This window comes from Chryseobacterium vrystaatense, from assembly GCF_000737765.1.
In the GTDB taxonomy this organism is placed as follows: Bacteria; Bacteroidota; Bacteroidia; order Flavobacteriales; family Weeksellaceae; genus Chryseobacterium; species Chryseobacterium vrystaatense.
This window is the reverse complement of the sequence record NZ_JPRI01000003.1, coordinates 354,129-377,542: the sequence shown is the minus strand read 5'-3', so window position 1 is coordinate 377,542 and position 23,414 is coordinate 354,129. Positions and strand designations below refer to the sequence as shown.

The window sequence follows — 23,414 nt, the reverse complement described above, 5'->3', positions numbered from 1 at the left end:
CTTGTTGATATCAATTTGTATTATTTAAAATCCGACCATTCTCCACTGCTCATTTTTCCTTTCAGTTTCTTTTCAAATTCTTTCTTACAGATAAATACATGTATTTCTTCCAGTTTGTTTTTACTGACTTCACTAATCATTTTTTTCTCTTTATCATCAATGATATCGTGCGGAGTCTGTGTAAAATCTAATTTTGAACCGCTTACCAACTGTATGATTCTATCTTTTAAGGTCCAGGTATAGTGATAGCTTTTGAAAAATGCAAATTCTTTTTCTTCGATGACAGGGGGTTGGTAATCATTTGTCATTTTTTGAATAACTTCCTTAAAATCCTTATCTTGACATTTTGCGGTTGCCGAAATCAACATGAGGTCTCCTTTTTCCGTGGTCATTGCTTCCAGTCTTGAAAAAGCAAAGTTTTTGTAAATGGCAACAGTATCCTCGGGAGAATAACTTTTCACATTAAACTGGATCCCAAATATTTTATTTCTGTCTCCTTCTCCACCTAAATCATATTCCCTGATCGTGTCTTTTACCACATACTGTTTACCACTTGTCATTTTGATATTTTCTCTATTCATAGATTTTGAATAGAATTGATCTGCATTAAGGTGAAAGTCAAGTTTTGATAAATCAAAAATACCTGCTTCGTATTCCTGCCCTTTACAGGAAGTAAATAAGATGGCTATAAATAGCACTGACCATATTTTGTTCATAGATTGGTTGTGATGGTTTTTCCCAGCTGTTAGTTTTTAATTGGTTTATTGGAAGACTTCCCATAAAACGCACTGAATGGGAGTATGTGGTGTGTAGTGATCAAACTGACCACGACACCAATCTTCCTTTTATTTATTGTCTTTCTTTGTTGCAACGATCGAATAGACCATTGGGATTTTGTCGTCTAAATGTTCTATTCTGTACTTTCCGGTTTGAAATTCAATGGTCCGGCTGAAGCAGTTGTAAGGTGAATAATCAAATTCTTCAAGGGTATTTATTTCCAGTCCGTTTTTAATAAGACTATTAACTACCTCGCTTAAACTGTGGTTCCACATGATATATTCCTGACTTATGTCTGCTTTTTTATTGGCATAAGTTCCATTTTCTGTCTCTATAATCGCTCCTGAATTAAAGTATCTGTACCCAATTTTTTCAAAATTATCATCAAACATCCAGACTACCGGATGGAATTCAACAAACACAAACTGTCCGTTTGGTTTTAAAAATTTGGATACCACTTTTGCCCATTTATCAAGATCGGGTAACCAGCCTATCGTTCCATAGCTTGTAAAAACAATATCAAACTGCTGATCTAAGTGGTTGGGTAAATCGTAAATATCACAACAGATAAAATTAGTATTTGCCTTTAGATCTTTCGCAATCTGTCTGGCACTTTCAATGGCTTTGTCGGATAAATCTACTCCTGTAACTTCTGCTCCAAGTCTGCTCAAAGAAATAGTATCCTGCCCGAAATGACACTGCAGATGCAAAATCGATTTTCCTTTGATATCCCCAAGTAAATCGAGTTCAATACTATTCAACGAATTCTTTCCTTTTATAAAATTATCAAGATCATAAAATTCTGATTTCAAGTGGGTATCGGTTCTGTTGTTCCAGGATTGCCGGTTAATTTCCAGGTAATTATTCTCCTTATTCATTTTTCATGTTTAGTTTTAAAATAACAGCCAGCACGCTGTCTGATGCAAACTGCTATTACATTTATCAATTTTCTAAAGTATACAAATTCCAATCAATCTGCAAAAATTTAATTTCCATGAAAAATAACAAAGTGGCTGTACTCTAAAACAGAATAGCCCCTTCCAACTCAAGCAGTTTTTGTTTTCTCCATATTCCTCCGGCATAGCCTACCAGTTCGCCATTGGAACCTATAACTCTGTGACAGGGAATAATGATTGCAATTTTGTTAATTCCATTAGCTGTTCCTACAGCACGTACCGCTTTAGGATTGCCCAGAAATTCAGACTGCTGCTTATAGGTGCGGGTTTCTCCTGTTGGTATTTCTGTTAAAAGCTGCCATACTTTTTTCTGAAAATCCGTTCCGGTGGTATAAACCGTTACACCAAACGTTTTCCTGTTTCCCTCAAAATACTCTCTGAGTTCGTTTTCCAGCTGTTCGAAATGTTTATTTTCACCCTGAACGATTTCTGCCTTCATCACTTTTGACAAATGGGCAAACTGCCGGTCTATATTTTTCCGGTCCGTAAATTCCAGCAGACAGATTCCCTCTTCACAAGCGCAGGCGAACATTGGCCCCAATGGTGTCTCAAGCCTTTTCAGATCAATAATTTTCCGGTTTCCCGTGTTTTTAGGTGTAGCACCTATCACTTCTTTGAAGCGTTCATTAAAGCCGCTTAAACTTTCATAGCCTGATTCCAGGGCTACCTCCATGATACTTTCACCGTTTTTTATTTTTTTGAATGCTTTATTCATTCTGAATTCTCTTTGAAAAGCCTGAAAGGTCATTCCATGGTTTTTCAGGAACCAGCGCCTGATGGTTACCGGTTCTATATTTCTTTTCAGAAGGTCTGCATCTTTGATCTTTAATGATTCATTTTGCTGAAGCTCATCCAATAGCCCCTGAATATAGGCCGGTGTCTCATTCAGTTTTTCAAGGGGTCGGCATATTTTACAGGGTCTGTAACCATTTTCTATCGCTTTTTCTGTATTGATAAAAAACTCGACATTTTCTCTTTTTGGCTTTCTGGCTGTACAGGTTGGACGGCAGAATATACCCGTCGTTTTTACAGCCATCCAATAAATGCCTTCAAATGAGGAATCTTTTTCTAAAGATGCCTGATACATTCTTTCTTCTGTAAGTTTCATTATCTCTAAAAAACAGGAGAAAAGCTTCCGGCCTCTCCGATGGCTTTTAATGCAGTTTCCAATTGCCCATAAATATAACCATTTAAGAAATTTCCTGACGAAATTCTTTTAACGCCCAAGCTTTTAAGGGTTTTAAAATCCGGAAGTCCGGGCATACACATGACGCTGAACGGAAGATTTGAAGTTTCAATAACATTTTCAATATCACGCACTTCGGTAATGCATGGAACAAAAATTCCATCCGCCCCTACTTCCTCAATGATTTTCATCCGATTGATCGTTTCTTCTATGACATGGTCTACTCCCAAAAGAAACGGATCTATTCTGACATTGATAAAAATATCAATATCCCGCTCTTTAAGTTTGAGAATAACTGCATTTAATTTTTCATAGAAATCCTGTGTACCCAATAGTTTTCTGGTGCCATCAATGATAACACTGTCTTCAATATTGATTCCCACGACACCTGCCTCTACAAGTCTGGAGATGTTTGAAACAATCTCTTCCACAGTTTTCCCATAACCTCCTTCCAGATCTACAGACAGAGGAATTGTGATGGATTTCAAAATTCTTTCGACGATATACATATACTCATCAAAGCTCATGTTTTCGCCGTCCTCGTATCCCAGACTAAATGCTACAGCAGAACTTGAAGTTGCTACTGCCTGATAGCCCAGTTTTTCATATGCCCTGGCGCTTTGCACATTCCAAACATTTCCTATTAATAACGGTTCATCCTGCTGATGCAGTTCTCTGAATCTCTGAATTGCTGTCATTTTAATTTTTTATAAAAGTAATACAGATGCTGTTTTTATACAACCGAAAAACGGACAAGTATTTTTTATGTCTTTATGAAAAAACCCCGCAAGAAAACTCGCGGGGTTTGAAATATATCATCTGGTTTCCGATCATTACATCGTCTCCATCTTGAAACTCATGCTTTCAATTACTTTCAGAATAGCTTCTACTGTGTCCATGGATGTTAAACAAGGTACGCCGTTCTCCACACTCATTCTTCTGATCTGGAATCCGTCTCTTTCAACCTGTTTACCTTTGGTCATGGTATTCACTACATACTGTACTTTTCCTTTCTGGATCAGGTCGATCAGGTTGACATCATCTTCTCCGATTTTATATCCAATCTTACATGGAATGCCTTTTTCTTCAAAGAATTTAGCCGTTCCTTCTGTAGCCCAGATTCTGAAACCAACTTCATGGAATCTTTCTGCCAGATCTGCTGCTTCCTGCTTATGCTTATCAGCTACCGTAAACAAAATCGATCCGTGCATCGGAACTTTTCTTCCTGCTGCAATTAATCCTTTATAAAGTGCTTTTTCCAAAGTCGTGTCTTTCCCCATTACTTCTCCTGTAGACTTCATTTCAGGTCCTAAAGAGATATCTACCTTCGTTAGTTTTGAGAAAGAGAACACAGGAACTTTTACAAAGACTCCTTCTTTATTCGGAACTAATCCGTTTTTGTACCCTAAATCTTTCAGTTTCTGACCCAAGATAGCTTTTGTCGCTAAATTCGCCATCGGAACTTCAGTGATTTTAGATAAGAAAGGAACTGTTCTCGAAGACCTTGGATTCACTTCGATCACATATACATTTCCTTCGAAAAGAACGTACTGGATGTTCATTAATCCGATTACATTCAATCCTTTGGCAAGTCTCTCTGTATAATCTACCAGGATATCTATTTCCTCCTGTGAAACATTTTGAGGCGGGTACACTGCAATGGAATCTCCGGAGTGAACTCCTGCTCTTTCGATATGTTCCATGATTCCGGGAATGATAACTGTTTCACCGTCGCAGATAGCATCTACTTCAACTTCTCTACCGGTAATATAACGGTCAATTAATACGGGTTGGTCAGGGCTTGCTTCTACCGCAAATTCCATATAATGAGCCAATTCCTTTTCCTCATAGACAATTTCCATTGCTCTACCTCCCAAAACATAACTTGGACGAACCAAAACCGGATATCCGATTTCATTGGCAATTTTTATCGCTTCTTCTTTTGAAGTTGATGTTTTACCCAGAGGCTGAGGAATTCCCATTTCCTGAAGGGCTTTTTCAAACTTGTCTCTGTTTTCAGCTCTGTCAAGATCTTCCAGTGAAGTTCCAAGAATTTTCACTCCATAAGCAGCCAGTTTATCAGCTAAATTGATCGCTGTCTGACCTCCGAACTGCACAACAACTCCCATTGGTTTTTCAAGATCGATGATACTCATCACATCTTCTTCCGTAAGAGGCTCGAAATATAATTTATCTGAAATTGAGAAGTCTGTAGAAACTGTTTCAGGGTTGTTGTTGATGATAATCGCTTCGTAACCCATTTCTTTGATGGCCCAAACCGAGTGCACTGTTGCATAATCAAACTCAACTCCCTGTCCGATTCTGATTGGCCCTGAACCTAAAACAATTACTTTTTGTTTATCCGAAACTACGCTTTCATTTTCTTCTTCGTATGTTCCGTAGAAATATGGAGTTTCACTTTCAAATTCTGCTGCGCAGGTATCCACCATTTTGTAAACAGGGACTATTCCGTGTTCTTTTCTGAAATTGTAAACTTCTCTTTGCTTAGATTCCCATAAATGAGCGATATTCTGATCTGAGAACCCTAATTTTTTAGACTGAATTAAAATTTCTTTGTCGAATTTATTTGCTGCAATTACTTTTTCAAAATCAACAAGCTTCTTTAATTTCCAGATGAAGAATTTATCAATTTTACTCCATTCTACAATTTGTTCCCAGTCGTACCCTCTTCTTAAAGCATCGCAGATGATAAACAGTCTTTCGTCGTCACAAACTCTGATCCTTCTTTCAATATCTTCATCTGTTAGCGCTGCAGCCTGTTTTGTTTTTAATCCTAAATGTCTTAATCCAGTTTCTAAAGAACGAACCGCTTTCTGTAATGATTCCTCGAAATTTCTTCCGATAGCCATTACCTCTCCTGTCGCTTTCATCTGGGTAGACAATCTTCTGTCCGCAGTTTCGAATTTATCGAACGGGAATCTTGGGAATTTCGTTACCACATAGTCAAGAGCAGGTTCAAAACATGCGTATGTTTTACCTGTCACCGGGTTCATAATTTCGTCCAGTGTTAATCCTACAGCAATTTTAGCAGCAATTTTAGCAATCGGATATCCTGTCGCTTTACTGGCCAATGCTGATGAACGGGAAACCCTAGGGTTTACCTCGATGATATAGTAGTTGAATGAATGCGGGTCAAGTGCCAGCTGTACGTTACATCCCCCTTCAATTCCTAAGGCTCTGATGATCTTTAAGGAAGCATTTCTCAGTAACTGATACTCTCTGTCTGAAAGTGTCTGAGAAGGTGCCACTACGATAGAGTCTCCTGTATGTACTCCTACCGGATCTATATTTTCCATGTTACAAACTACAATAGCATTGTCGTTTGCATCACGCATTACTTCATATTCAATTTCTTTGAAACCTGCAATGGATCTCTCGATAAGACATTGCGTCACCGGACTGTATTTTAATCCTAATTCTGCAATCTCTTTCAGTTCAGCTTCCGTAGAGGCAATACCTCCTCCTGTTCCTCCCATCGTAAAGGCAGGACGAACAATCACAGGATATCCGATTTCTTCAGCAAAACGGATCGCTCCTTCTACTGTAGTCACGATATCTGACTCAGGAACCGGCTCGTTTAATTCTCTCATCAATTCACGGAAAAGATCTCTGTCTTCCGCTCTGTTGATCGCAGAAAGTGTCGTTCCAAGAACTTCAACTTTACATTCTTCAAGAATTCCTGATTTTTCCAGTTCCACCGCCATGTTCAATCCTGTCTGTCCACCAAGAGTAGGTAAAAGTGCATCCGGGCGCTCTTTTCTGATGATGTGACTTACAAACTGAAGTGAAATCGGCTCGATGTAAACTTTATCAGCAATTTCAACATCCGTCATAATCGTTGCAGGGTTTGAGTTGATCAAAATCACCTTGTAGCCTTCTTCTCTCAAAGACAGACACGCCTGCGTTCCTGCGTAATCAAATTCAGCTGCCTGACCAATGATGATAGGTCCTGAACCGATTACTAAAATTGTTTTTATATCTGTACGTTTTGCCATTTCTATTTTTTTAGATACCAGATGTCAGATTTCAGATCTCAGACTTCCAGTGTTGTGTTTTACTTTTTTAAATTAGATTTGAATGTATAAATCATTCTTTGGATTTCATTTATATTTGATATCAGGCTGTTAACTTTTTGAGCACTCAGCAAGTTCAACTCTCTTGTTAAAATTAACTGTGTCTGCAATTCAAAGGAAGACGCATTGGCGATACCCAGAAAGTGATAAAATTCACTGTCATTATTTCTTCCTGCTCCTTCAGCTATATTTGAAGGGATGGAAACTGCAGATCTTTTAATTTGAGAGATCAAACCAAACTTCTCATCTTTTGGTAATTCTGCACAAACTATATAGACCTCTTTCGCAAGTTCTATTGATTTCTGCCAGAAAAGTAACTTTTCAAAATTGTGCATGATAAAAGTCTGTTATCTGATGTCTACTATCTGAAGTCTTTCTTACTTCTTAAATTCCTCCATTAAATCAATGAACTCATCAAACAAATAATTTGCATCTTCAGGACCAGGACTTGCTTCCGGGTGATACTGGACAGAGAAGCAAGGGTGGATCTTGTGTTTCAGACCTTCATTGGTTCTGTCATTTAATGCAATATGAGTTTCAATAAGATCTGTTCCTTTAAGGCTTTCCTGATCTACTGCGTATCCGTGGTTCTGAGAAGTAATAGACACTTTGTTTTTTTCAAGATCCAGTACAGGATGGTTTCCTCCTCTGTGACCGAATTTTAACTTGAACGTTTTTGCTCCACAAGCCAGACCAATTAATTGGTGTCCCAGGCAGATTCCGAAAATGGGAACTTTTCCTAATAATCCACGGATCATTTCTAATGCCTGAGGATTGTCTTCCGGGTCACCAGGACCGTTTGAAAGCATAATTCCGTCCGGATCCATCAGTAAGATTTCTTCTGCTGTTGTATCCTGCGAAACTACAGTGATATCACAGTTTCTCTGAGATAATTCTCTGATAATTCCTAATTTGGAACCAAAATCAACCAACACAACTTTGAACCCTCTTCCCGGATTGGCATAAGAAGTTTTTGTTGAAACCATTTCCACCTGATTGGTTGGGAAAGTTGTAGATTTCAATTCTTCAACTACTTCATTTTCATCTGTGTCAGCATTCACAATCTTACCTTTTACCACTCCGTAATTACGTAGAATTCTCGTCAGTCTTCTGGTATCGATTCCTGAAATCCCCGAAAGGTTTTTCTTTTTAAATAATTCTTCTAAAGTCATCTGAGTACGGAAATTGGAAGGAAGATCGCAAAGTTCTTTTACGATAAGTCCTTTGATTGCCGGCTCGATACTTTCATAATCATCACGGTTAATACCATAATTTCCGATAAGCGGATAGGTCATGCAAACAATCTGACCGCAGTATGACGGATCGGAGATCAACTCCTGATATCCTGTCATTCCGGTATTGAAAACTACTTCTCCGGCAGTTTCCAATTCTGCTCCGAAACCTTCTCCATGAAACACTTCACCGGACTCCAGTATTAATTTTTTCTTCATTTTTAAAAATTAGATATTAGATTTAAGAAGTTAGAAGTTAGACTTCCTCGTTCTGTATTATTTTTTTTCTTTTTAACTACCCCGTCAAAAAAATATTCTATTTTTCCGACATCCCTCCAGAGGAGGGGAATTTTTGTCTGTCCGAGACCCTGAACCCGGATCTCAAAACTCGTTTACTTATTTAAAAGTATAGCCTTCTTTTTCCAGTGCTTCTTTCAGAATGGCCATTCTTGCGAAGACTCCGTTCTGCATTTGTTTGAACACTCTTGAACGTTCACATTCTACAAGGTCGGTATCAATTTCGACCCCTCTGTTGATCGGCGCAGGATGCATGATAATGGCGCCTTTTTTCATTACTTTCTCTCTTTCTTTCGTCAGACCATATTTTCTGTGGTATTCGAAAGCAGAGAAGCTCATTTGAGCATCGTGTCTTTCGTGCTGGATTCTTAACAGCATCAGAACATCTACTTCAGATATCAGCTGATCCACAGGCAAGTACGTTCCGTTAATCAAAGCTCCTTCGTCAAACCAATGCTCCGGTCCCGAGAAATACACTTTAGCCCCTAATCTTCTTAATGCTTCAGCATTTGAATTGGCTACACGGCTGTGTTTTACATCTCCTACAATTCCTATTTTCAATCCTTCGAATTTTCCGAATTCCTGATAGATTGTCATCAGATCCAGCATGCATTGAGATGGGTGATTTCCTGTTCCGTCTCCTCCGTTGATCACCGGAATTCTGATGTTGGTTAAATCTTCAAAATACCGGTCTTTTTTATCTCTGATAACCACCAGATTCACGCCAATGCTCTCAATTGTTTTTACAGTGTCATAAAGACTCTCCCCTTTGTTTACAGAACTGTGCGAAGCATCAAAAGGCACTACCTGCAGGCCCAGTTTTCTTTCTGCCATATCAAAGCTCGTCTTTGTTCTTGTGCTGTCTTCAAAAAAAAGATTTGAGCAGAAAATTTCTCCTTCAATTTTTGCAGTTTTCCCGTTGGCAAAAGCCAGTGCTTCGGTCAGTATACTGTTGATTCTCTCGGTACTTAGTTCTGTGATCGTAAACATAATTCTTAATTTTTGTGCATAAAAAAAGCGAAGACAGGATCTTCGCTTAATAACAATAAATATCGTAAAGGGCGCTTTCGCCCGGTAAATCTAATGATATAAACACTTTTTTATTCATTAGGTGCAAAGATATAAAAATTTTACGAATCTACAAAACCAAAGTTCCAAAAAAATTAAAACCTGTAATCTTTCCTTATTTTCATTTTTAATTGATATTTTTGTTAAAACTCAAAGCTACTATATGGATTTAAAGGACAAAATGATTCTCAGCATTATTCAGGAGGACTCTACGCTATCGGTGAAAGAAATTGCAGAGAGAATAGGTCTTACCTTTACTCCTACTTATGAACGAATCAAGCAGCTGGAGAAACATGGAATCATTGAGAAATATGTAGGTCTTTTAAACCGTGAAAAACTGGGTCTGAATATTGTAGTCTACTGCAATGTCCGTCTTAAGGAACAGTCTCAGAAAGTACTGGAAACCTTTGAGAAAAACATTATGAAACATGATGAAGTTCAGGAAATCATCAGTCTTTCCGGCGAATATGACTATATGCTTAAGATCATTGCAAAAGATATTAACTCTTATAATGATTTCGCCGTCAATGTCATTTCAAATATACCTAATATTGGCCAGTACCACAGTTCTATCGTACTTCACGAAGTAAAAAAATCCACAAAATTTAAAATTGATCTGGAATAATATCCTTTAGTTTCAATCTATTAAAATATTATTTTTTAATCCCATTGATGACTCATCCGTTTGGGTAAAGCAAACCATTAAGAAGCCTTAGATTCAGAAGTTACGATAAAAATAGAGATCTCAAGGCAAATGTAAGATTACAGGCTTACCATCTGTTTTGATTTTTCTTAACTCCCGCTAAAGTTTTTATATTCTTAATGGTTTACACGCTAACCCAATAATTTATTCTTAAGCTTGTTGAACTGGTATTCTATTTTGTCCAGGCAAAGATTTCCTATACTCCCCTGATGGGTATGGTCAAGATTTCCCACTTCAAACTCAAATTCATTATTCTCGATCGCCTGCCCTACTTTTACATAAGCATCACGGAATGAGCTTCCCTGTTTTACTTCTTGATTGATCTTCTCTACACTGAATAAGTATTTATATTTTTCATCTTCCAAAATGCCGTCTTTTACCTGAATATTCGGAAGGGTATAACTTAAAATCTCCAGACATTCTTTCAGGGAATCAATTGCCGGGAAAAGAATTTCCTTGGTCAGCTGGACATCTCTGTGGTAGCCTGACGGTAAATTATTGGTCAGTAAAATAAGCTCATTCGGTAATGACTGAATTCTATTGCATCGCGCACGAACCAGTTCGAAAATATCCGGATTCTTTTTATGCGGCATAATGCTGCTTCCGGTGGTAAATTCTTTAGGAAAACTGATAAAATCAAAGTTCTGGCTTAAATATAAGCAGACATCATACGCAAACTTCCCAAGCGTTCCCGCCAAAGTAGCCATAGCCATGGACAACATTTTTTCAGATTTCCCACGTGTCATCTGTGCATATACAGAATTGTAATTCATGGACTGAAAACCCAGGTGATAGGTTGTACTTTCACGGTCAATCGGGAAAGAAGAACCATATCCTGCTGCAGAACCAAGCGGATTTTTATTGATCATATTCTTTACCGAAAACAACAGTTCAACATCATCCAGCAATGCTTCGGCATAAGCTCCAAACCACAACCCAAACGAAGACGGCATCGCTATCTGAAGGTGGGTATAACCTGGAAGCAGTATGTTTTTATGTTGATCAGCAAGCGTGATTAAATTCTGAAAAAACTCATCGGTTAAAGCTGTAATCTCACGGATTTCATCAAGCAGATAGAGTTTTATATCCAATAAAACCTGATCATTCCGGGATCTTGCAGTATGTATTTTTTTTCCGGTATCGCCTAATTTTTCAATGAGTATCGCTTCAATCTGAGAATGGATATCTTCCGCTTCTTTATCGATCTCAAAGCTTCCGTTTTCGATATCTTTTAAAATATCTGCCAAAACAGAAAGCATCTGTTTTGATTCTTCACCGGAGACAATTCCGGTTTCTGCCAACATCTGACAGTGCGCCATGGAACCTTTAACATCGTATTTTGCTAAACGTTCATCAAAGTCAAGATCTTTCCCGACAGTAAATTTGTTGACTAATATATTGGTGGCCAGGTCATCCTTTTGCCATATCTTTTTCATATCTAATTATTTATTTTTTCAGGGGCCGATGCAATCACACCCTTCATTTGTTTTTATGTAACAGAATATTTAATCTACAGTGATTATCTAATATTATCCTTTACAATTTTCAATTCGTTTCAACCTGCTCAGCAGAGCATCTTTAACTATAAAAAAACATCTCCGCACTGAAAAGTTTTCGTCTTTAATTTTTCTTTTTGCATAAATCCTTATTAAAAACTGAACTTTGATCTGCCTGCTGAGCCTGGTTAAAACATTATTTTTAGAGGAGAGGTTAAATATTAGAAACTGAATGCTAATTCCAGCGCGTACAACATCTTCCCACTTCTAACTTCTAATTTCTAATTTCTATCATCTAATCCCTCATTGCAACACTTTTTCTAAAATCCTTATATAGATGTCAATTCCCTCTTCAATCTCTTTAATACAGATGTATTCATCTGCAGTATGGGAGCGCCTGCTGTCGCCGGGACCTATTTTCACCGACGTACATGGAATAATTGCCTGATCGGACGACGTTGGTGAACCGTATGTTGTCCTTCCTATCTCCAGACCGGCCTGCACAAATGGGTGATCCATTTCAATTTTAGAGGAGTTAAGCCTGAAAGACCTGGCAGTTAATGAAGATTTCATGTGCGACTGAATGATTTCAAATGCTTCCTTATTGGAATACTCATCGGTAACCCTTACATCCAAAGTAAAAGTACAGGCTTCGGGAACTACATTATGCTGAACACCCGCATGAATGCCTGAAAGGGTAACTTTAACTTCTCCTAAGTAATCGGAAACCTTCGGAAATCTAAAATGGAGAATATTCTGAAGATCTTCCATACATTTTACAATGGAGTTATCATCGTTAGGATGAGCAGCATGAGAAGGAGTCCCTTTCATTTCCCCGTCAATAACCAAAAGTCCTTTCTCCGCTATCGCCAGATTCATCTGCGTGGGTTCTCCTACAATGGCGAATTCTATATTCGGAAGTTGTGGAAATAAGGCCTCAATTCCATCAAATCCTGAAATCTCCTCCTCAGCTGTCAAAGCAATAACTAAATTATATTTTAAATCTTCTTTCTCATAAAAATGTAAAAAAACCTGAGCCATAGAAACCAGAGAGGCTCCTGCATCGTTACTCCCCAATCCGTAAAGTTTCCCTTCCTGTTCTACCGGAAGAAATGGATCCAGCGTGTAGGCTTTGTTGGGTTTTACCGTATCGTGATGCGTATTCAATAAAATAGACGGTTTAAATACATCAAAGTTTTTATTGACCGCCCAGATGTTATTTTTAAAACGTTTTGTAGGAATTTGGTGTTTCTTAAAAAAGTGTTCAATTTCTACGGACGTATTGTATTCATCTTTGCTGAATGAAGGAATTGCAATCAGTTTCTTAAGCAATTCCACCGCTTGAGTCAGTAGCTCTTCTTTACTATAAACAGATTTCAGTTCCTGCATGATGATTTTCTATATGGTTTTTTAATTCGGTTTCCTTAATTAAGAATACCTTGTTTACTTTATTTTTTACAGCTCCAAGAGCATTTTCAAGTTTGGGTAAAATCCCTTTATGTAGTTTTCCTGCTTCTTTTAATAGAGAAAATTCTTTTTGAGATACGGTCTTTAAAACCGATCCCGGATCTTCCACATTCTCCAAAACCCCTTCTTTATCAAAACAAAACAACAATTCTACATCATATTTTGAAGACAAAGCCTGTGCAACTACCGAAGCAATTGTATCTGCATTAGTATTAAAAAGATTTCCTTTTTTGTCATGGGTAATCGCTGAAAAGACAGGTACCAGCTTAAGTTTAATCAATTTTGAAATCAATTTTCTGTTCACGCTTTTTTTCTCAATATCACCTACAAATCCGAAATCTATCTCTGCATGTTCTCTTTTTTTGGCTTTAATTAAATTTGCATCAGCTCCGGAAAAACCTATTGCCTGACACTTTTTCTGCTGAAGTTTTGCCACGATATTTTTATTAATACCTCCCGCATAAACCATTGCCACAATATCCAGTGTATCTTTATCCGTGATTCTCCGGCCGTTGATCATTTTTTGTTCAACGCCTAATTTATCCGCCAAAGTAGTTGCTAATTTTCCACCTCCGTGAACCAAAATTTTCCTTTCTTTAATTTCAGAAAACTGTTCTAAAAATTCGTTTAATAATTTTTCATCATCAATTAGGTTACCTCCGATTTTTATGATGTATAATTTTTCTTTCATTCTAAGCTTTTTTGAGATTCCCGATGTCCGCAACCCTTGACAGAATTACAGTTGATCTAAAATTTCTGAAAAAACTGCCTGAGCAGAGAAAATTCTGTTTTTAGCCTGTTGATAGATGATGGAGTTTTCTCCGTCCATAACCTCATCACTTAATTCTACATTCCGACGTACAGGAAGACAGTGCATTACTTTTGCGCTGTTTGTATTTTCCAGCTTTTCTCCGGTCAGCATCCAGTTTTCTTTCACTTCCGGCATTGCTGCATAATCATCGAAAGACGACCAGTTTTTCACATAGATAAAATCCGCATCTTTTAATGCTTCATCCTGATTATGAATTACCTGTATATCTTTTGTGAAATTTTTATCCAGATCATAGCCCTCAGGATTCGCAATTACAAAATCAACATCCATTTTCTGCATCCACTCCGCAAAAGAATTTCCAACAGCCTGAGCAATTGGCTTGATGTGCGGAGCCCACGTAAGAACCACTTTTGGCTTGCGCTTTTCTTTCCAGTTCTCTGTAATGGTTATACAGTCTGCAAGGCTTTGCAGTGGGTGACGGGTTGCAGATTCCAAAGAAACTACAGGCACTTTTGCATGCTGCTCAAACTGACTTAAGATGCTTTCATTAACGTCATCTTCCTTTGACTTCATCCCTGCAAAACAACGAACCGCAATGATATCACAGTATTGATTCAGTACTTCAATCGCGTCTTTAATATGTTCCACTGTATCGCCGTTCATTACCGCTCCGTCTGCAAATTCAAGATTCCAGGCTTCCTGTGCGGCATTTAATGTCAGTACATTTAATCCTAAATTCTGTGCGGCGATCTGGCTGCTTAGACGGGTTCTTAAACTTGAATTTAAAAATACAAGACCTATGCTTTTACCCTTTCCTTTTTCTGTTTCGGAATGAGGATTTTCTTTTATTTGTAAAGCTTTTTTTATGATTTCCTGTAAGTTTTCTACATCACTTACAGAGGTGAATTTTTTCATTTGATGATTTTTAAAATTAAATGTGATAATCCCAACCACAAAAGGCACAAAAGTTTTTTTATTTAAACACTTTAGAATACATAAATGAGTGTAAAATGATTATGTATAGTGAAGTTCGCATAAGATGAAAATCAAAGGTTTTCAAAAAACTCAGGTGTTGATATCTTTTGCGGTTTAAATTTTATCTAAAACTACTTTTAAGGCACCGACAAAAAGATCTGTTTCTTGTTTGCCGATATTGAGAGCCGGAAGGATCCTCAGGACATTTTTATCGTTGGAGTTTCCTGTAAAAATATGATGATCATACAAGAGACTTTTCCTCACTTCCGAACAGTCCTGATCCAGCTCTACTCCAATCATTAGCCCTTTCCTTCGGATCGATTTAATATGTGGGAAATCTTTAATTTCGTTTTCAATATAATCACCCATTTGCTGAGTATTTTCGATAAGATTTTCATCTTTCATCACATCCAGAACCGCAATTGCCGCAGCACAGGCCAAATGATTTCCTCCGAAAGTTGTACCCAGCAAACCGTTGCTTGCCTCAAATTTAGGATGAATCAAAACTCCGCCAATCGGGAAACCATTTCCCATTCCTTTTGCAACTGTAATCATATCAGGTTGAATTTCAAATTCCTGATGAGCAAAGAAATATCCGCTTCTTCCGTATCCGGACTGTACTTCATCCAGGATCAGGGATGCATTATATTTCCCGCACAGCTCCTTAATTTTGGATAAAAATTCCGCTGTTGGAATCATAATTCCGCCTACCCCCTGAATGCCTTCAATGATAACAGATGAAATTTCATTTCCCTGAGTTTCAAAAATATCTTCAAGCTGCTTGATATCATTCCATTCAGATTTGATGAATCTTTCAGAGAAATTGACGGGAGCTACAATCTTTGGATTATCTGTCACAGACACTGCTGCAGAAGTTCTTCCATGGAAAGCTCCTGAGAAATAAAGTACTTTACTTTTTCCGTTATGAAAAGACGCCAGCTTCAATGCATTTTCATTAGCTTCGGCTCCTGAATTACACAGAAAAAGATGGTAATCTTCATAGCCGGAAAGCTTGCCTAATTTATCAGCCAGCTCGGTCTGCAATTCATTCTGAACCGAGTTGGAATAAAAAGAAATTTTCTCCAGCTGGTCTTTTAATTTGTTTTGATAATGAGGATGATTGTGTCCGATAGAAATCACTGCATGACCGCCATAGAAATCAAGGTATTTTTCGCCTTTATCATCCCAAAGAAATGATCCCTGAGCTTTTACCGGGTTTATGTTGAATAATGGATATACGTTGAATAAATTCATTTTTTTTGTTTTTAATTAATTTCTTTTGTCCTGAAACAAAAGAACAAAAGTTCAAGGCCCGGAGACTTACTTATTGACCATTGACTTTATTGATCATTTTTTAAAATGCTACAGGTTTTAAATTCAACCCTAAGTTTTCTTCCCAGCTCATGGCTATATTCATGTTCTGCACCGCCTGTCCTGAGGCACCTTTCAACAAATTGTCAATCGCTGAGTGAATAACTGCTGCATTTCCACTCTTTTCTATCTGAATCACACAGCGATTGGTATTGACAACCTGTTTTAAGTCAATTGCATCTTCGCTTACCTTTACAAAAGGCTCTCCTTCATAAAAATCCTGATACAACTGAACGATATCTGAAAGTACTAAATCTGTTTTCACTGTTGAACTTGCAAAAATCCCTCTGGCAAAATCTCCTCTCCATGGAACAAAATTCAAGCTTATATCTTTATGATTAAATGAAACCAACTGTTGTAAAATTTCATCCACATGCTGATGCGTAAGAGTCTTATAGGCTGAAATATTATCATTTCTCCAGGTGAAATGGGTGGTAGGCTGTAAAGACTGACCAGCACCTGTTGAGCCCGTAATTCCTGTTGTATAAACCTCGTTCAACAGTCCTTTTTCCGCCAGTGGAAGAAGTGCCAATTGAATCGCCGTTGCAAAACATCCGGGATTGGCTATACTTTTTGCTCCTACCAGATTTTTTTTATTGATTTCAGGAAGTCCATAGATAAAACTTCTGTTCTGAAAACTCCCATCCAATCTGAAGTCATTACCCAGATCAATGACTAAGGTTTCATCTGTAACAGGATTTTGACTCAGCCAATTCTGACTTTCTTTGTGAGGAAGGCACAGGAAGAGAATATCTACCTCTTCCGGTTTATCCGTTAAAACCTGTTCGCAAACCGCCGTTAAATCCGGGTACAAATCTGAAATTTTTGTCCCCGAATTGGAACGGCTATATAAAAAACTCAATGTCACATTGGGATGAAAAGCCAGCACACGGATCAATTCACTTCCTGTGTAGCCGTTAGCGCCTACAATTCCTACTTTTTTCATATGCTTTGTTTGACTGACAGAATGATATCCTGCCAAGTGTTAAATCGTTCTCCAGGAACTTTTTATTTTGAATTGATCTGGTGGTATATATTTAAAGAATTGCTTACAATTTTTGTATATCCTTTTACATCTTCTCCTGTCCAGGCCCTGTTGGCTTCACCGTAACTTCCGAATTTATCGGACATCAGATCATGATCTGATTCAATTCCATTTAAAACAAATCTGTAAGGATGAAGGGTTATAAACACTTTCCCACTTACTGTTTCCTGAGAATCGGTTAAAAACGATTCAATATTTCTCATCACCGGATCGAGGAAAAGTGCTTCATGAAGCCAGTTTCCATACCAGTCGGAAAGCTGCGATTTCATCATTTGCTGATATTTTGAAAGGGTATGTTTCTCCAACAAATGGTGTGCTTTTATGATCACTGCTGCTGCTGCTGCTTCAAACCCAACTCTTCCTTTGATTCCTACGATTGTGTCTCCCACATGAATATCACGTCCGATTCCGTAAACAGAAGCCAGTTCTTCGATTTTTTGAATCGCATAAACAGAATGTTCAAAACTTTCTCCGTTCACCCCTGTCACTTCTCCATTTTTAAACTCAATTTCAAGTTCTGAAGGCTGAGTTTCTTTAATTTGTGATGGAAAAGCTTCTTCAGGAAGATAATTTCTTGAGGTCAAAGTTTCTTTTCCTCCTACTGAAGTTCCCCAGAGACCTTTATTCACAGAATACTGTGCTTTATGAAATTCCATTTCGTAACCGTGACCCTTCAGGAATTCAATTTCCTCTTCACGGGATAAACTCATATCACGTATCGGTGTGATGATTTCTACTTCAGGACACATCACCTGAAAAATCAAATCAAAACGAACCTGATCATTACCAGCCCCCGTACTTCCGTGAGCAATAGCATCAGCACCCTTTTCAAGGGCATATTTTGCAATTTCCTGCGCCTGAACTGTACGTTCAGCACTTACAGACAGCGGATAGGTATTATTTTTCAGCACATTTCCGAAGATCAAATACTTTACACAAGAATTATAATAATCCTCCTGAGCATCAACGCACCTGTATTCTTTTACCCCAAGATTGAAGGCTTTTTTCTCCAGTTCTTTTTCTTCTTCTTTAGAAAAACCTCCGGTATTTACAGTAACTGCATACACTTCATACCCCAGTGTTTCACTAAGATATTTAGCACAGTAAGAGGTATCCAAACCTCCGCTAAACGCTAAGACGACTTTCTTTTTCTCCATTGCAATAATCAATTTCGGACTGCTGAATTTCAGTCCCGTTCACTTTATTATTATTTTCAGGAACGAAAAGCATAGCTGTACACAGACAGTTTTTACGTTCCTTTTTCATTAAAATTTCATAATTCACACAGTTCTTACAACCGCTCCAAAATTCCTCATCCTGTGTAAGCTCAGAGTAAATCACCGGCTTATAGCCAAGATCACTATTGATCTTCATGACAGCCAGTCCTGTGGTTAATCCAAACACCTTTGCATTGGGATATTTTTCTCTGGATAAGCGGAAAACCTTATTCTTGATCAAAGTAGCGACTCCCCTGTTCCTGTAATTAGGAGATACAATAAGTCCTGAGTTCGCTACAAACTGACCATGTGACCAGGTCTCAATATAACAGAACCCCACCCATTCGCCATTTTCAGTAGCAACTACAGCGTTGCCATCTGAAATCTTTTTCGTCAAGTATTCGATGGAACGTTTTGCGATCCCCGTTCCTCTGCGCTGTGCAGAATCATACATTTCCTGCTGTATTTCACTCACATACATTAGATGTTCGCATGAGGAAATTTCTATTTCCATTTATTTATCTGAATTTTCCTGCAAATTTAAAACATAATAACTTTAAAAACCAAATTAAAAAGATATTATTTTTGTTTAAACGAAATACACAGGTAATTTTATCTTTATCAATAAATATAATTTTGCTAAATTATTATATATTTGCTAAAAAGCTATAGTTATGGAAAATAAGTGTCCGAAATGCAATGGAAGCACTATTGTAAAAAGCGGGATCATCAATGAAAAACAACGCTTCCTTTGCAAGGATTGCAACTATTACTTTACTGTAAAGAAAATGGGAAAGCAGATCGATGATTATTATGTAACCAAAGCTCTGCAACTTTATCTTGAAGGCTTAAGCTTCCGGGAAATAGAAAGAATTATCGGTGTTTCCCATGTGACCATCAGCTCATGGATTAAGAAATACAATATCACAAGACCTCCCCATTCCGGGTTCCATCCTGTATATAAAATACTAAAACAGAATGAATTGATCGAATATATCGCTCAGGAAGAGAATATAAAAAATTCAGGAATCATTATTACTCAGTTTGCCGACAAATACATGCTGATTAAATGGGAGAGATTCAAGAAGTAAAGTGGGAGACTTTAGATTGAAGAAACAAGAATCAAGAGCCAAGAGTCAAGAGTCAAGATTTTAGATTTAAGAGATGACCTGATTAATTATTAACTTAATGAGTAGTAACAAACAACGAGCAATGGCATTTTAACCAACAACTCTCAAACTCAAAAACGCTAAGAACCACCTACTCTGGAACCCAAGCCTTGCAACTAAAAATCAACTGGTTACAACAAAACTATACACTTAGCACTAATATATATTAAATTTTCGTAAACAAATTATTAATTCCAATTTGGCTTTCACAAAAAACAACGCCAAAAATTGATAATTTATGAGGAAATTACTTTTATTTATTGGATTAACCCTAATAAGCAGTTCTTTATATTCACAGGGTTCTCCTGATTACGGCAGCGGATTAAAATTAAACCTCAATCCGGAAGGCGATAAGTACGTCAGATTTATATTATGGGACCAATTCTGGCTGAGAAACACCCAGATGAATCCGGGAAGCATGGTTGCCGGTGAAGCAACCGACAACTCGTGGAGCCTGGGAAACAGAAGATTACGCGCTTTAGTCTATGCGCAGATCTCTAAAAGATATATGATCTTAGCCCATTTCGGAATCAACAACCAGACTTTCATCAACGGTGGGGCTACAGGTACCACAGGAACAGGAGGTTACGGAAACGGTAAGAAGCCGCAGTTATTTTTTCATGATGCATGGAATGAATACGCAGTTATTTTACCTGGAGAAGCGGGAAAATTCAGTTTATCTTTAGGAGCAGGCCTCCATTATTACATGGGACTTTCCCGTATGACGATGGCGTCGACATTAAACTTTCTTACGGTTGACTCCCCTATTTTCTCGTGGCCGCTCATAGACAACTCTGATCAGTTTGCCAGACAGCTTGGAATGTTTGCCAAAGGAAAATACGGAAAGCTGGAATACCGCTTCAGTTTAAATAAGCCTTTTGCAACAGACCTTGTTCCCGTCAACGTAACAGACCCCTCAAAAGCTTCAGCCTTAGACAATAACGGAAATCCAAGCTTTTCCAAAGCCGGATATGTTGAATACCAGTTTCTTGATGAAGAATCCAATACACTCCCGTTCAAGGTAGGTTCATATTTGGGAACGAAAAAAGTTTTCAATGTAGGTGCTGGTTTTTACCACCAGGCTGACGGCACAAGAACTTCCATCAATTCCAATATTGAAAAACACGACATTACTCTCGTGGCAGTGGATGCTTTTGCAGATATTCCCTTAGGCAATGCCAAACATAAAATGGCTGTTTCGGCCTATGCCGGATATTACAACTATAATTTCGGGCCCAATTACATAAGAAATCTCGGAACGATGAATATTGCAGCTTCCGATCCTAATTTCGCAGGAAACAAAGCAATTGCAGGTCCCGGAAATCTACAGCCGATGATCGGAACAGGAAATGTAGTCTATGCTCAGGCAGGCTTACTTCTTCCCAATCAGGCCGAGAAACCCAAAATAAGAATTCAGCCTTTTGCAGCATATACCCATAAAAGTTTCGAAGCATTTGACAAATCTTCTTCACAGTTTGATGTAGGTGCTAACTGGTTCATAGATGGACATCACGCAAAGATCACTACTCAATACTCCACAAGACCTGTTTACACAAGCCCTACGGAAAGCCCTTCTTCAAAAGGAGAATTCATTGTACAGTTTCAAATCTACCTTTAAACTCCGGATGAACTCAATATTCTAATTTTTTAACATCAAAACCAATCAACATGAGCGAAAATCACCACGAAAACTACGAGAATATGACCGAACGGCAGAAGAACCGCACCATCTGGAGCGTGATCACCGCCTCATCACTCGGCACTCTGATAGAATGGTATGACTTTTATATTTTTGGAAGTTTAGCGATCGTTTTAGCCACTAAATTTTTCCCTGCAGATAATCCCACTGCCGCATTTTTATCTACACTGGCTACTTTTGCAGCCGGATTTGTGGTAAGGCCCTTCGGAGCATTATTCTTTGGAAGACTAGGCGACATTATCGGAAGAAAATACACTTTTCTGGTTACCCTCCTGATTATGGGATTCTCTACTTTCCTGATCGGATGTATTCCCGGATACGAAACAATCGGATTCATGGCACCGGTTCTGGTACTTATTTTAAGACTGCTACAAGGCTTAGCACTGGGAGGGGAATACGGAGGTGCCGCAACGTATGTTGCAGAATACGCACAGCCTCACAGACGAGGCTACTGGACTTCCTGGATTCAGACTACAGCCACTGCAGGACTTTTCATCTCATTAATCGTAATTTTAATTACTAAAAACACTCTTTCTGCAGAAGAATTTGATTCCTGGGGATGGAGGGTTCCTTTCTGGATTTCAATTTTAATGGTGGGGGTCTCTTATTTCATCAGAAAAAACATGAAAGAATCTCCACTTTTTGCAAAGGCTAAGAGTGAAGGAAAAACATCCAAGAATCCTTTAAAAGAAAGCTTCGGGAATAAATTTAATTTCAAATTTGTTTTACTTGCTCTTTTCGGCGCTGCCATGGGACAGGGTGTTATCTGGTATACCGGACAGTTTTACGCCATGAGTTTTCTTCAGAAAGTAATGAATATAGATTCAATGCAGGTCGATTATTTAATGGCTACTGCTCTATTGATGGGAACACCTTTCTTCGTGTTTTTCGGCTGGCTCTCAGATAAAATAGGACGTAAAGCAATTATGATGGCAGGTATGCTGGTTGCGATTCTAGCCTACAGACCTATTTACGACAGCATGTATAAAAGTGTAAATATTGAAGCTAAAACGATCGCAAATGACGGGATCAAAGAGACACGAAGTGCCACCATTCACAAAAGTATTGCATCGGACAGTTTAATTACATTTCACAAAGAAACAACGTTTACAGATGGGACTTTCATTAAAAAAGACAGCATTGTACATTGGTCTGCTGCCGGTCCTGTCATGAAAGATGGAAAAGCGGAAGAACCAAAAGTTACAAAATCAATCACACTCAACAATGACACAAGATGGTATCTGGTATTTTTGGTTTTTATTCAGGTGATCTTTGTAACAATGGTTTACGGTCCTATTGCGGCATTTTTAGTTGAAATGTTCCCTGTTAGAATCCGTTACACCTCAATGTCCTTACCTTATCATATTGGTAATGGGGTATTCGGGGGACTTCTTCCTGCAGTGGCAACCTATCTGGTAACCCAGGGGAAGGATGCAGGACATCCTACCTGGTATCTTGAAGGACTCTGGTATCCGATTGGAGTCGCGGCAGTATGTTTAGTCATCGGATTATTTTATCTTAAAAATAAGAACAATAATATTCACGATTAAACACTGAATGACTTAATTTTTTCACTAATTTTAAAACTACTAAAATGAACGGACTAAAAAAAATATTAGGCATACTCTGGATTGCAGTTGCTCTGGTGGTGGGATATTTCGGAACTACGGTTTTGGGAATTCCAAAGATCACTTCAGGAAAACAGGAAGATCTGGTATTCGGGATCATCATCTTATTTGTGTTGATGCCCATCATCTCCGGCGGAATGGCTATTTTCGGATACTATTCGCTGATAGGAGAATATTCAGACGATAAGATCTAAAATATATCAAATGATAATTGATGAATACACTTCAGGTCATTCATCAATTATCATTTATTAATCATCAT

General features: G+C 38.1%; 21 protein-coding genes. 5 read left to right on the top strand and 16 right to left on the bottom strand.

Going from position 1 to position 23,414, the window contains the following annotated elements; genetic code table 11:
- Positions 1 to 20 precede the first annotated feature (20 nt).
- The 8 genes from IW16_RS10965 to IW16_RS10930 form a co-directional block, all read right to left on the bottom strand.
- Complete coding sequence (locus IW16_RS10965) at positions 21 to 716, bottom strand: hypothetical protein (protein ID WP_034743741.1); 696 nt, start codon at positions 714 to 716, stop codon at positions 21 to 23.
- 129 nt (positions 717 to 845) lie between these two features.
- A complete protein-coding gene (locus tag IW16_RS10960) occupies positions 846 to 1,655 on the bottom strand; it encodes a class I SAM-dependent methyltransferase (protein WP_034743736.1) in 810 nt (269 codons plus the stop codon).
- Positions 1,656 to 1,797: 142 nt separating this feature from the next.
- Positions 1,798 to 2,841 (bottom strand): bifunctional transcriptional activator/DNA repair enzyme AdaA, encoded by a 1,044-nt coding sequence (locus IW16_RS27140; protein WP_034743733.1) that lies wholly within the window; start codon positions 2,839 to 2,841, stop codon positions 1,798 to 1,800.
- 5 nt (positions 2,842 to 2,846) lie between these two features.
- On the bottom strand, positions 2,847 to 3,617 hold the full coding sequence (locus IW16_RS10950) for an isocitrate lyase/PEP mutase family protein (protein ID WP_034743732.1): 771 nt from the start codon (positions 3,615 to 3,617) through the stop codon (positions 2,847 to 2,849).
- Positions 3,618 to 3,752: 135 nt separating this feature from the next.
- Positions 3,753 to 6,935, bottom strand: coding sequence for a carbamoyl-phosphate synthase large subunit (gene carB, locus IW16_RS10945; protein ID WP_034743729.1), 3,183 nt, complete (start codon positions 6,933 to 6,935; stop codon positions 3,753 to 3,755).
- A gap of 59 nt (positions 6,936 to 6,994) precedes the next feature.
- Positions 6,995 to 7,348 (bottom strand): four helix bundle protein, encoded by a 354-nt coding sequence (locus IW16_RS10940; RefSeq protein ID WP_034743726.1) that lies wholly within the window; start codon positions 7,346 to 7,348, stop codon positions 6,995 to 6,997.
- A 42-nt stretch (positions 7,349 to 7,390) separates the two neighbouring features.
- The gene (locus tag IW16_RS10935) at positions 7,391 to 8,464 is read right to left on the bottom strand and encodes a carbamoyl phosphate synthase small subunit (RefSeq protein WP_034743723.1); all 1,074 of its coding nucleotides are present in this window, start codon (positions 8,462 to 8,464) and stop codon (positions 7,391 to 7,393) included.
- 177 nt (positions 8,465 to 8,641) lie between these two features.
- Positions 8,642 to 9,532 (bottom strand): aspartate carbamoyltransferase catalytic subunit, encoded by an 891-nt coding sequence (locus IW16_RS10930; protein ID WP_034743720.1) that lies wholly within the window; start codon positions 9,530 to 9,532, stop codon positions 8,642 to 8,644.
- Positions 9,533 to 9,773: 241 nt separating this feature from the next.
- Between IW16_RS10930 and IW16_RS10925 the strand changes: the two genes are divergently transcribed.
- Positions 9,774 to 10,235, top strand: a complete 462-nt coding sequence (locus tag IW16_RS10925; RefSeq protein WP_034743717.1) for an Lrp/AsnC family transcriptional regulator — start codon at positions 9,774 to 9,776, stop codon at positions 10,233 to 10,235.
- A 209-nt stretch (positions 10,236 to 10,444) separates the two neighbouring features.
- On the opposite strand, the gene argH is transcribed toward IW16_RS10925, so the two are convergent.
- The 8 genes from argH to IW16_RS10885 all read right to left on the bottom strand — a co-directional run bounded on the left by argH (position 10,445) and on the right by IW16_RS10885 (position 19,170).
- Positions 10,445 to 11,749 (bottom strand): argininosuccinate lyase, encoded by a 1,305-nt coding sequence (argH, locus tag IW16_RS10920; RefSeq protein WP_034743714.1) that lies wholly within the window; start codon positions 11,747 to 11,749, stop codon positions 10,445 to 10,447.
- Positions 11,750 to 12,112: 363 nt separating this feature from the next.
- Complete coding sequence (locus tag IW16_RS10915; protein ID WP_034743710.1) at positions 12,113 to 13,198, bottom strand: M20 family metallo-hydrolase; 1,086 nt, start codon at positions 13,196 to 13,198, stop codon at positions 12,113 to 12,115.
- A complete protein-coding gene (gene argB / locus IW16_RS10910; RefSeq protein WP_034743707.1) occupies positions 13,173 to 13,967 on the bottom strand; it encodes an acetylglutamate kinase in 795 nt (264 codons plus the stop codon). Before argB ends, IW16_RS10915 begins: the two co-directional genes overlap by 26 nt.
- A 45-nt stretch (positions 13,968 to 14,012) precedes the next feature.
- Positions 14,013 to 14,963, bottom strand: coding sequence for an N-acetylornithine carbamoyltransferase (locus IW16_RS10905; RefSeq protein WP_034743704.1), 951 nt, complete (start codon positions 14,961 to 14,963; stop codon positions 14,013 to 14,015).
- 174 nt (positions 14,964 to 15,137) lie between these two features.
- A complete protein-coding gene (locus IW16_RS10900) occupies positions 15,138 to 16,277 on the bottom strand; it encodes an aspartate aminotransferase family protein (protein ID WP_034743700.1) in 1,140 nt (379 codons plus the stop codon).
- Between the two features lie 100 nt (positions 16,278 to 16,377).
- On the bottom strand, positions 16,378 to 17,340 hold the full coding sequence (gene argC, locus IW16_RS10895) for an N-acetyl-gamma-glutamyl-phosphate reductase (RefSeq protein ID WP_034743697.1): 963 nt from the start codon (positions 17,338 to 17,340) through the stop codon (positions 16,378 to 16,380).
- A gap of 62 nt (positions 17,341 to 17,402) precedes the next feature.
- Positions 17,403 to 18,596, bottom strand: coding sequence for an argininosuccinate synthase (locus tag IW16_RS10890; RefSeq protein ID WP_034743694.1), 1,194 nt, complete (start codon positions 18,594 to 18,596; stop codon positions 17,403 to 17,405).
- Entirely contained in the window at positions 18,565 to 19,170 is a 606-nt protein-coding gene (locus IW16_RS10885; protein ID WP_051890100.1) for a GNAT family N-acetyltransferase, read from the bottom strand. Before IW16_RS10885 ends, IW16_RS10890 begins: the two co-directional genes overlap by 32 nt.
- A 160-nt stretch (positions 19,171 to 19,330) precedes the next feature.
- Between IW16_RS10885 and IW16_RS10880 the strand changes: the two genes are divergently transcribed.
- The 4 genes from IW16_RS10880 to IW16_RS10865 all read left to right on the top strand — a co-directional run bounded on the left by IW16_RS10880 (position 19,331) and on the right by IW16_RS10865 (position 23,346).
- Positions 19,331 to 19,747, top strand: a complete 417-nt coding sequence (locus IW16_RS10880) for a transposase-like zinc-binding domain-containing protein (RefSeq protein WP_034743691.1) — start codon at positions 19,331 to 19,333, stop codon at positions 19,745 to 19,747.
- Between the two features lie 316 nt (positions 19,748 to 20,063).
- Positions 20,064 to 21,443, top strand: a complete 1,380-nt coding sequence (locus tag IW16_RS10875) for a hypothetical protein (protein WP_034743688.1) — start codon at positions 20,064 to 20,066, stop codon at positions 21,441 to 21,443.
- 50 nt (positions 21,444 to 21,493) lie between these two features.
- Positions 21,494 to 23,074, top strand: a complete 1,581-nt coding sequence (locus IW16_RS10870; protein WP_051890098.1) for an MFS transporter — start codon at positions 21,494 to 21,496, stop codon at positions 23,072 to 23,074.
- A 44-nt stretch (positions 23,075 to 23,118) separates the two neighbouring features.
- The gene (locus tag IW16_RS10865) at positions 23,119 to 23,346 is read left to right on the top strand and encodes a DUF6814 family protein (protein ID WP_034743685.1); all 228 of its coding nucleotides are present in this window, start codon (positions 23,119 to 23,121) and stop codon (positions 23,344 to 23,346) included.
- Positions 23,347 to 23,414: the final 68 nt, after the last annotated feature.

Excerpts from the sequence above, each read along its gene's own strand:
- IW16_RS10965 (WP_034743741.1), bottom strand. The coding sequence starts at position 716 with ATGAACAAAATATGGTCAGTGCTATTTATAGCCATCTTATTTACTTCC.
- IW16_RS10960 (WP_034743736.1), bottom strand. The coding sequence starts at position 1,655 with ATGAATAAGGAGAATAATTACCTGGAAATTAACCGGCAATCCTGGAAC.
- IW16_RS27140 (WP_034743733.1), bottom strand. The coding sequence starts at position 2,841 with ATGAAACTTACAGAAGAAAGAATGTATCAGGCATCTTTAGAAAAAGAT.
- IW16_RS10950 (WP_034743732.1), bottom strand. The coding sequence starts at position 3,617 with ATGACAGCAATTCAGAGATTCAGAGAACTGCATCAGCAGGATGAACCG.
- carB (WP_034743729.1), bottom strand. The coding sequence starts at position 6,935 with ATGGCAAAACGTACAGATATAAAAACAATTTTAGTAATCGGTTCAGGA.
- IW16_RS10940 (WP_034743726.1), bottom strand. The coding sequence starts at position 7,348 with ATGCACAATTTTGAAAAGTTACTTTTCTGGCAGAAATCAATAGAACTT.
- IW16_RS10935 (WP_034743723.1), bottom strand. The coding sequence starts at position 8,464 with ATGAAGAAAAAATTAATACTGGAGTCCGGTGAAGTGTTTCATGGAGAA.
- IW16_RS10930 (WP_034743720.1), bottom strand. The coding sequence starts at position 9,532 with ATGTTTACGATCACAGAACTAAGTACCGAGAGAATCAACAGTATACTG.
- IW16_RS10925 (WP_034743717.1), top strand. The coding sequence starts at position 9,774 with ATGGATTTAAAGGACAAAATGATTCTCAGCATTATTCAGGAGGACTCT.
- argH (WP_034743714.1), bottom strand. The coding sequence starts at position 11,749 with ATGAAAAAGATATGGCAAAAGGATGACCTGGCCACCAATATATTAGTC.
- IW16_RS10915 (WP_034743710.1), bottom strand. The coding sequence starts at position 13,198 with ATGCAGGAACTGAAATCTGTTTATAGTAAAGAAGAGCTACTGACTCAA.
- argB (WP_034743707.1), bottom strand. The coding sequence starts at position 13,967 with ATGAAAGAAAAATTATACATCATAAAAATCGGAGGTAACCTAATTGAT.
- IW16_RS10905 (WP_034743704.1), bottom strand. The coding sequence starts at position 14,963 with ATGAAAAAATTCACCTCTGTAAGTGATGTAGAAAACTTACAGGAAATC.
- IW16_RS10900 (WP_034743700.1), bottom strand. The coding sequence starts at position 16,277 with ATGAATTTATTCAACGTATATCCATTATTCAACATAAACCCGGTAAAA.
- argC (WP_034743697.1), bottom strand. The coding sequence starts at position 17,340 with ATGAAAAAAGTAGGAATTGTAGGCGCTAACGGCTACACAGGAAGTGAA.
- IW16_RS10890 (WP_034743694.1), bottom strand. The coding sequence starts at position 18,596 with ATGGAGAAAAAGAAAGTCGTCTTAGCGTTTAGCGGAGGTTTGGATACC.
- IW16_RS10885 (WP_051890100.1), bottom strand. The coding sequence starts at position 19,170 with ATGGAAATAGAAATTTCCTCATGCGAACATCTAATGTATGTGAGTGAA.
- IW16_RS10880 (WP_034743691.1), top strand. The coding sequence starts at position 19,331 with ATGGAAAATAAGTGTCCGAAATGCAATGGAAGCACTATTGTAAAAAGC.
- IW16_RS10875 (WP_034743688.1), top strand. The coding sequence starts at position 20,064 with ATGAGGAAATTACTTTTATTTATTGGATTAACCCTAATAAGCAGTTCT.
- IW16_RS10870 (WP_051890098.1), top strand. The coding sequence starts at position 21,494 with ATGAGCGAAAATCACCACGAAAACTACGAGAATATGACCGAACGGCAG.
- IW16_RS10865 (WP_034743685.1), top strand. The coding sequence starts at position 23,119 with ATGAACGGACTAAAAAAAATATTAGGCATACTCTGGATTGCAGTTGCT.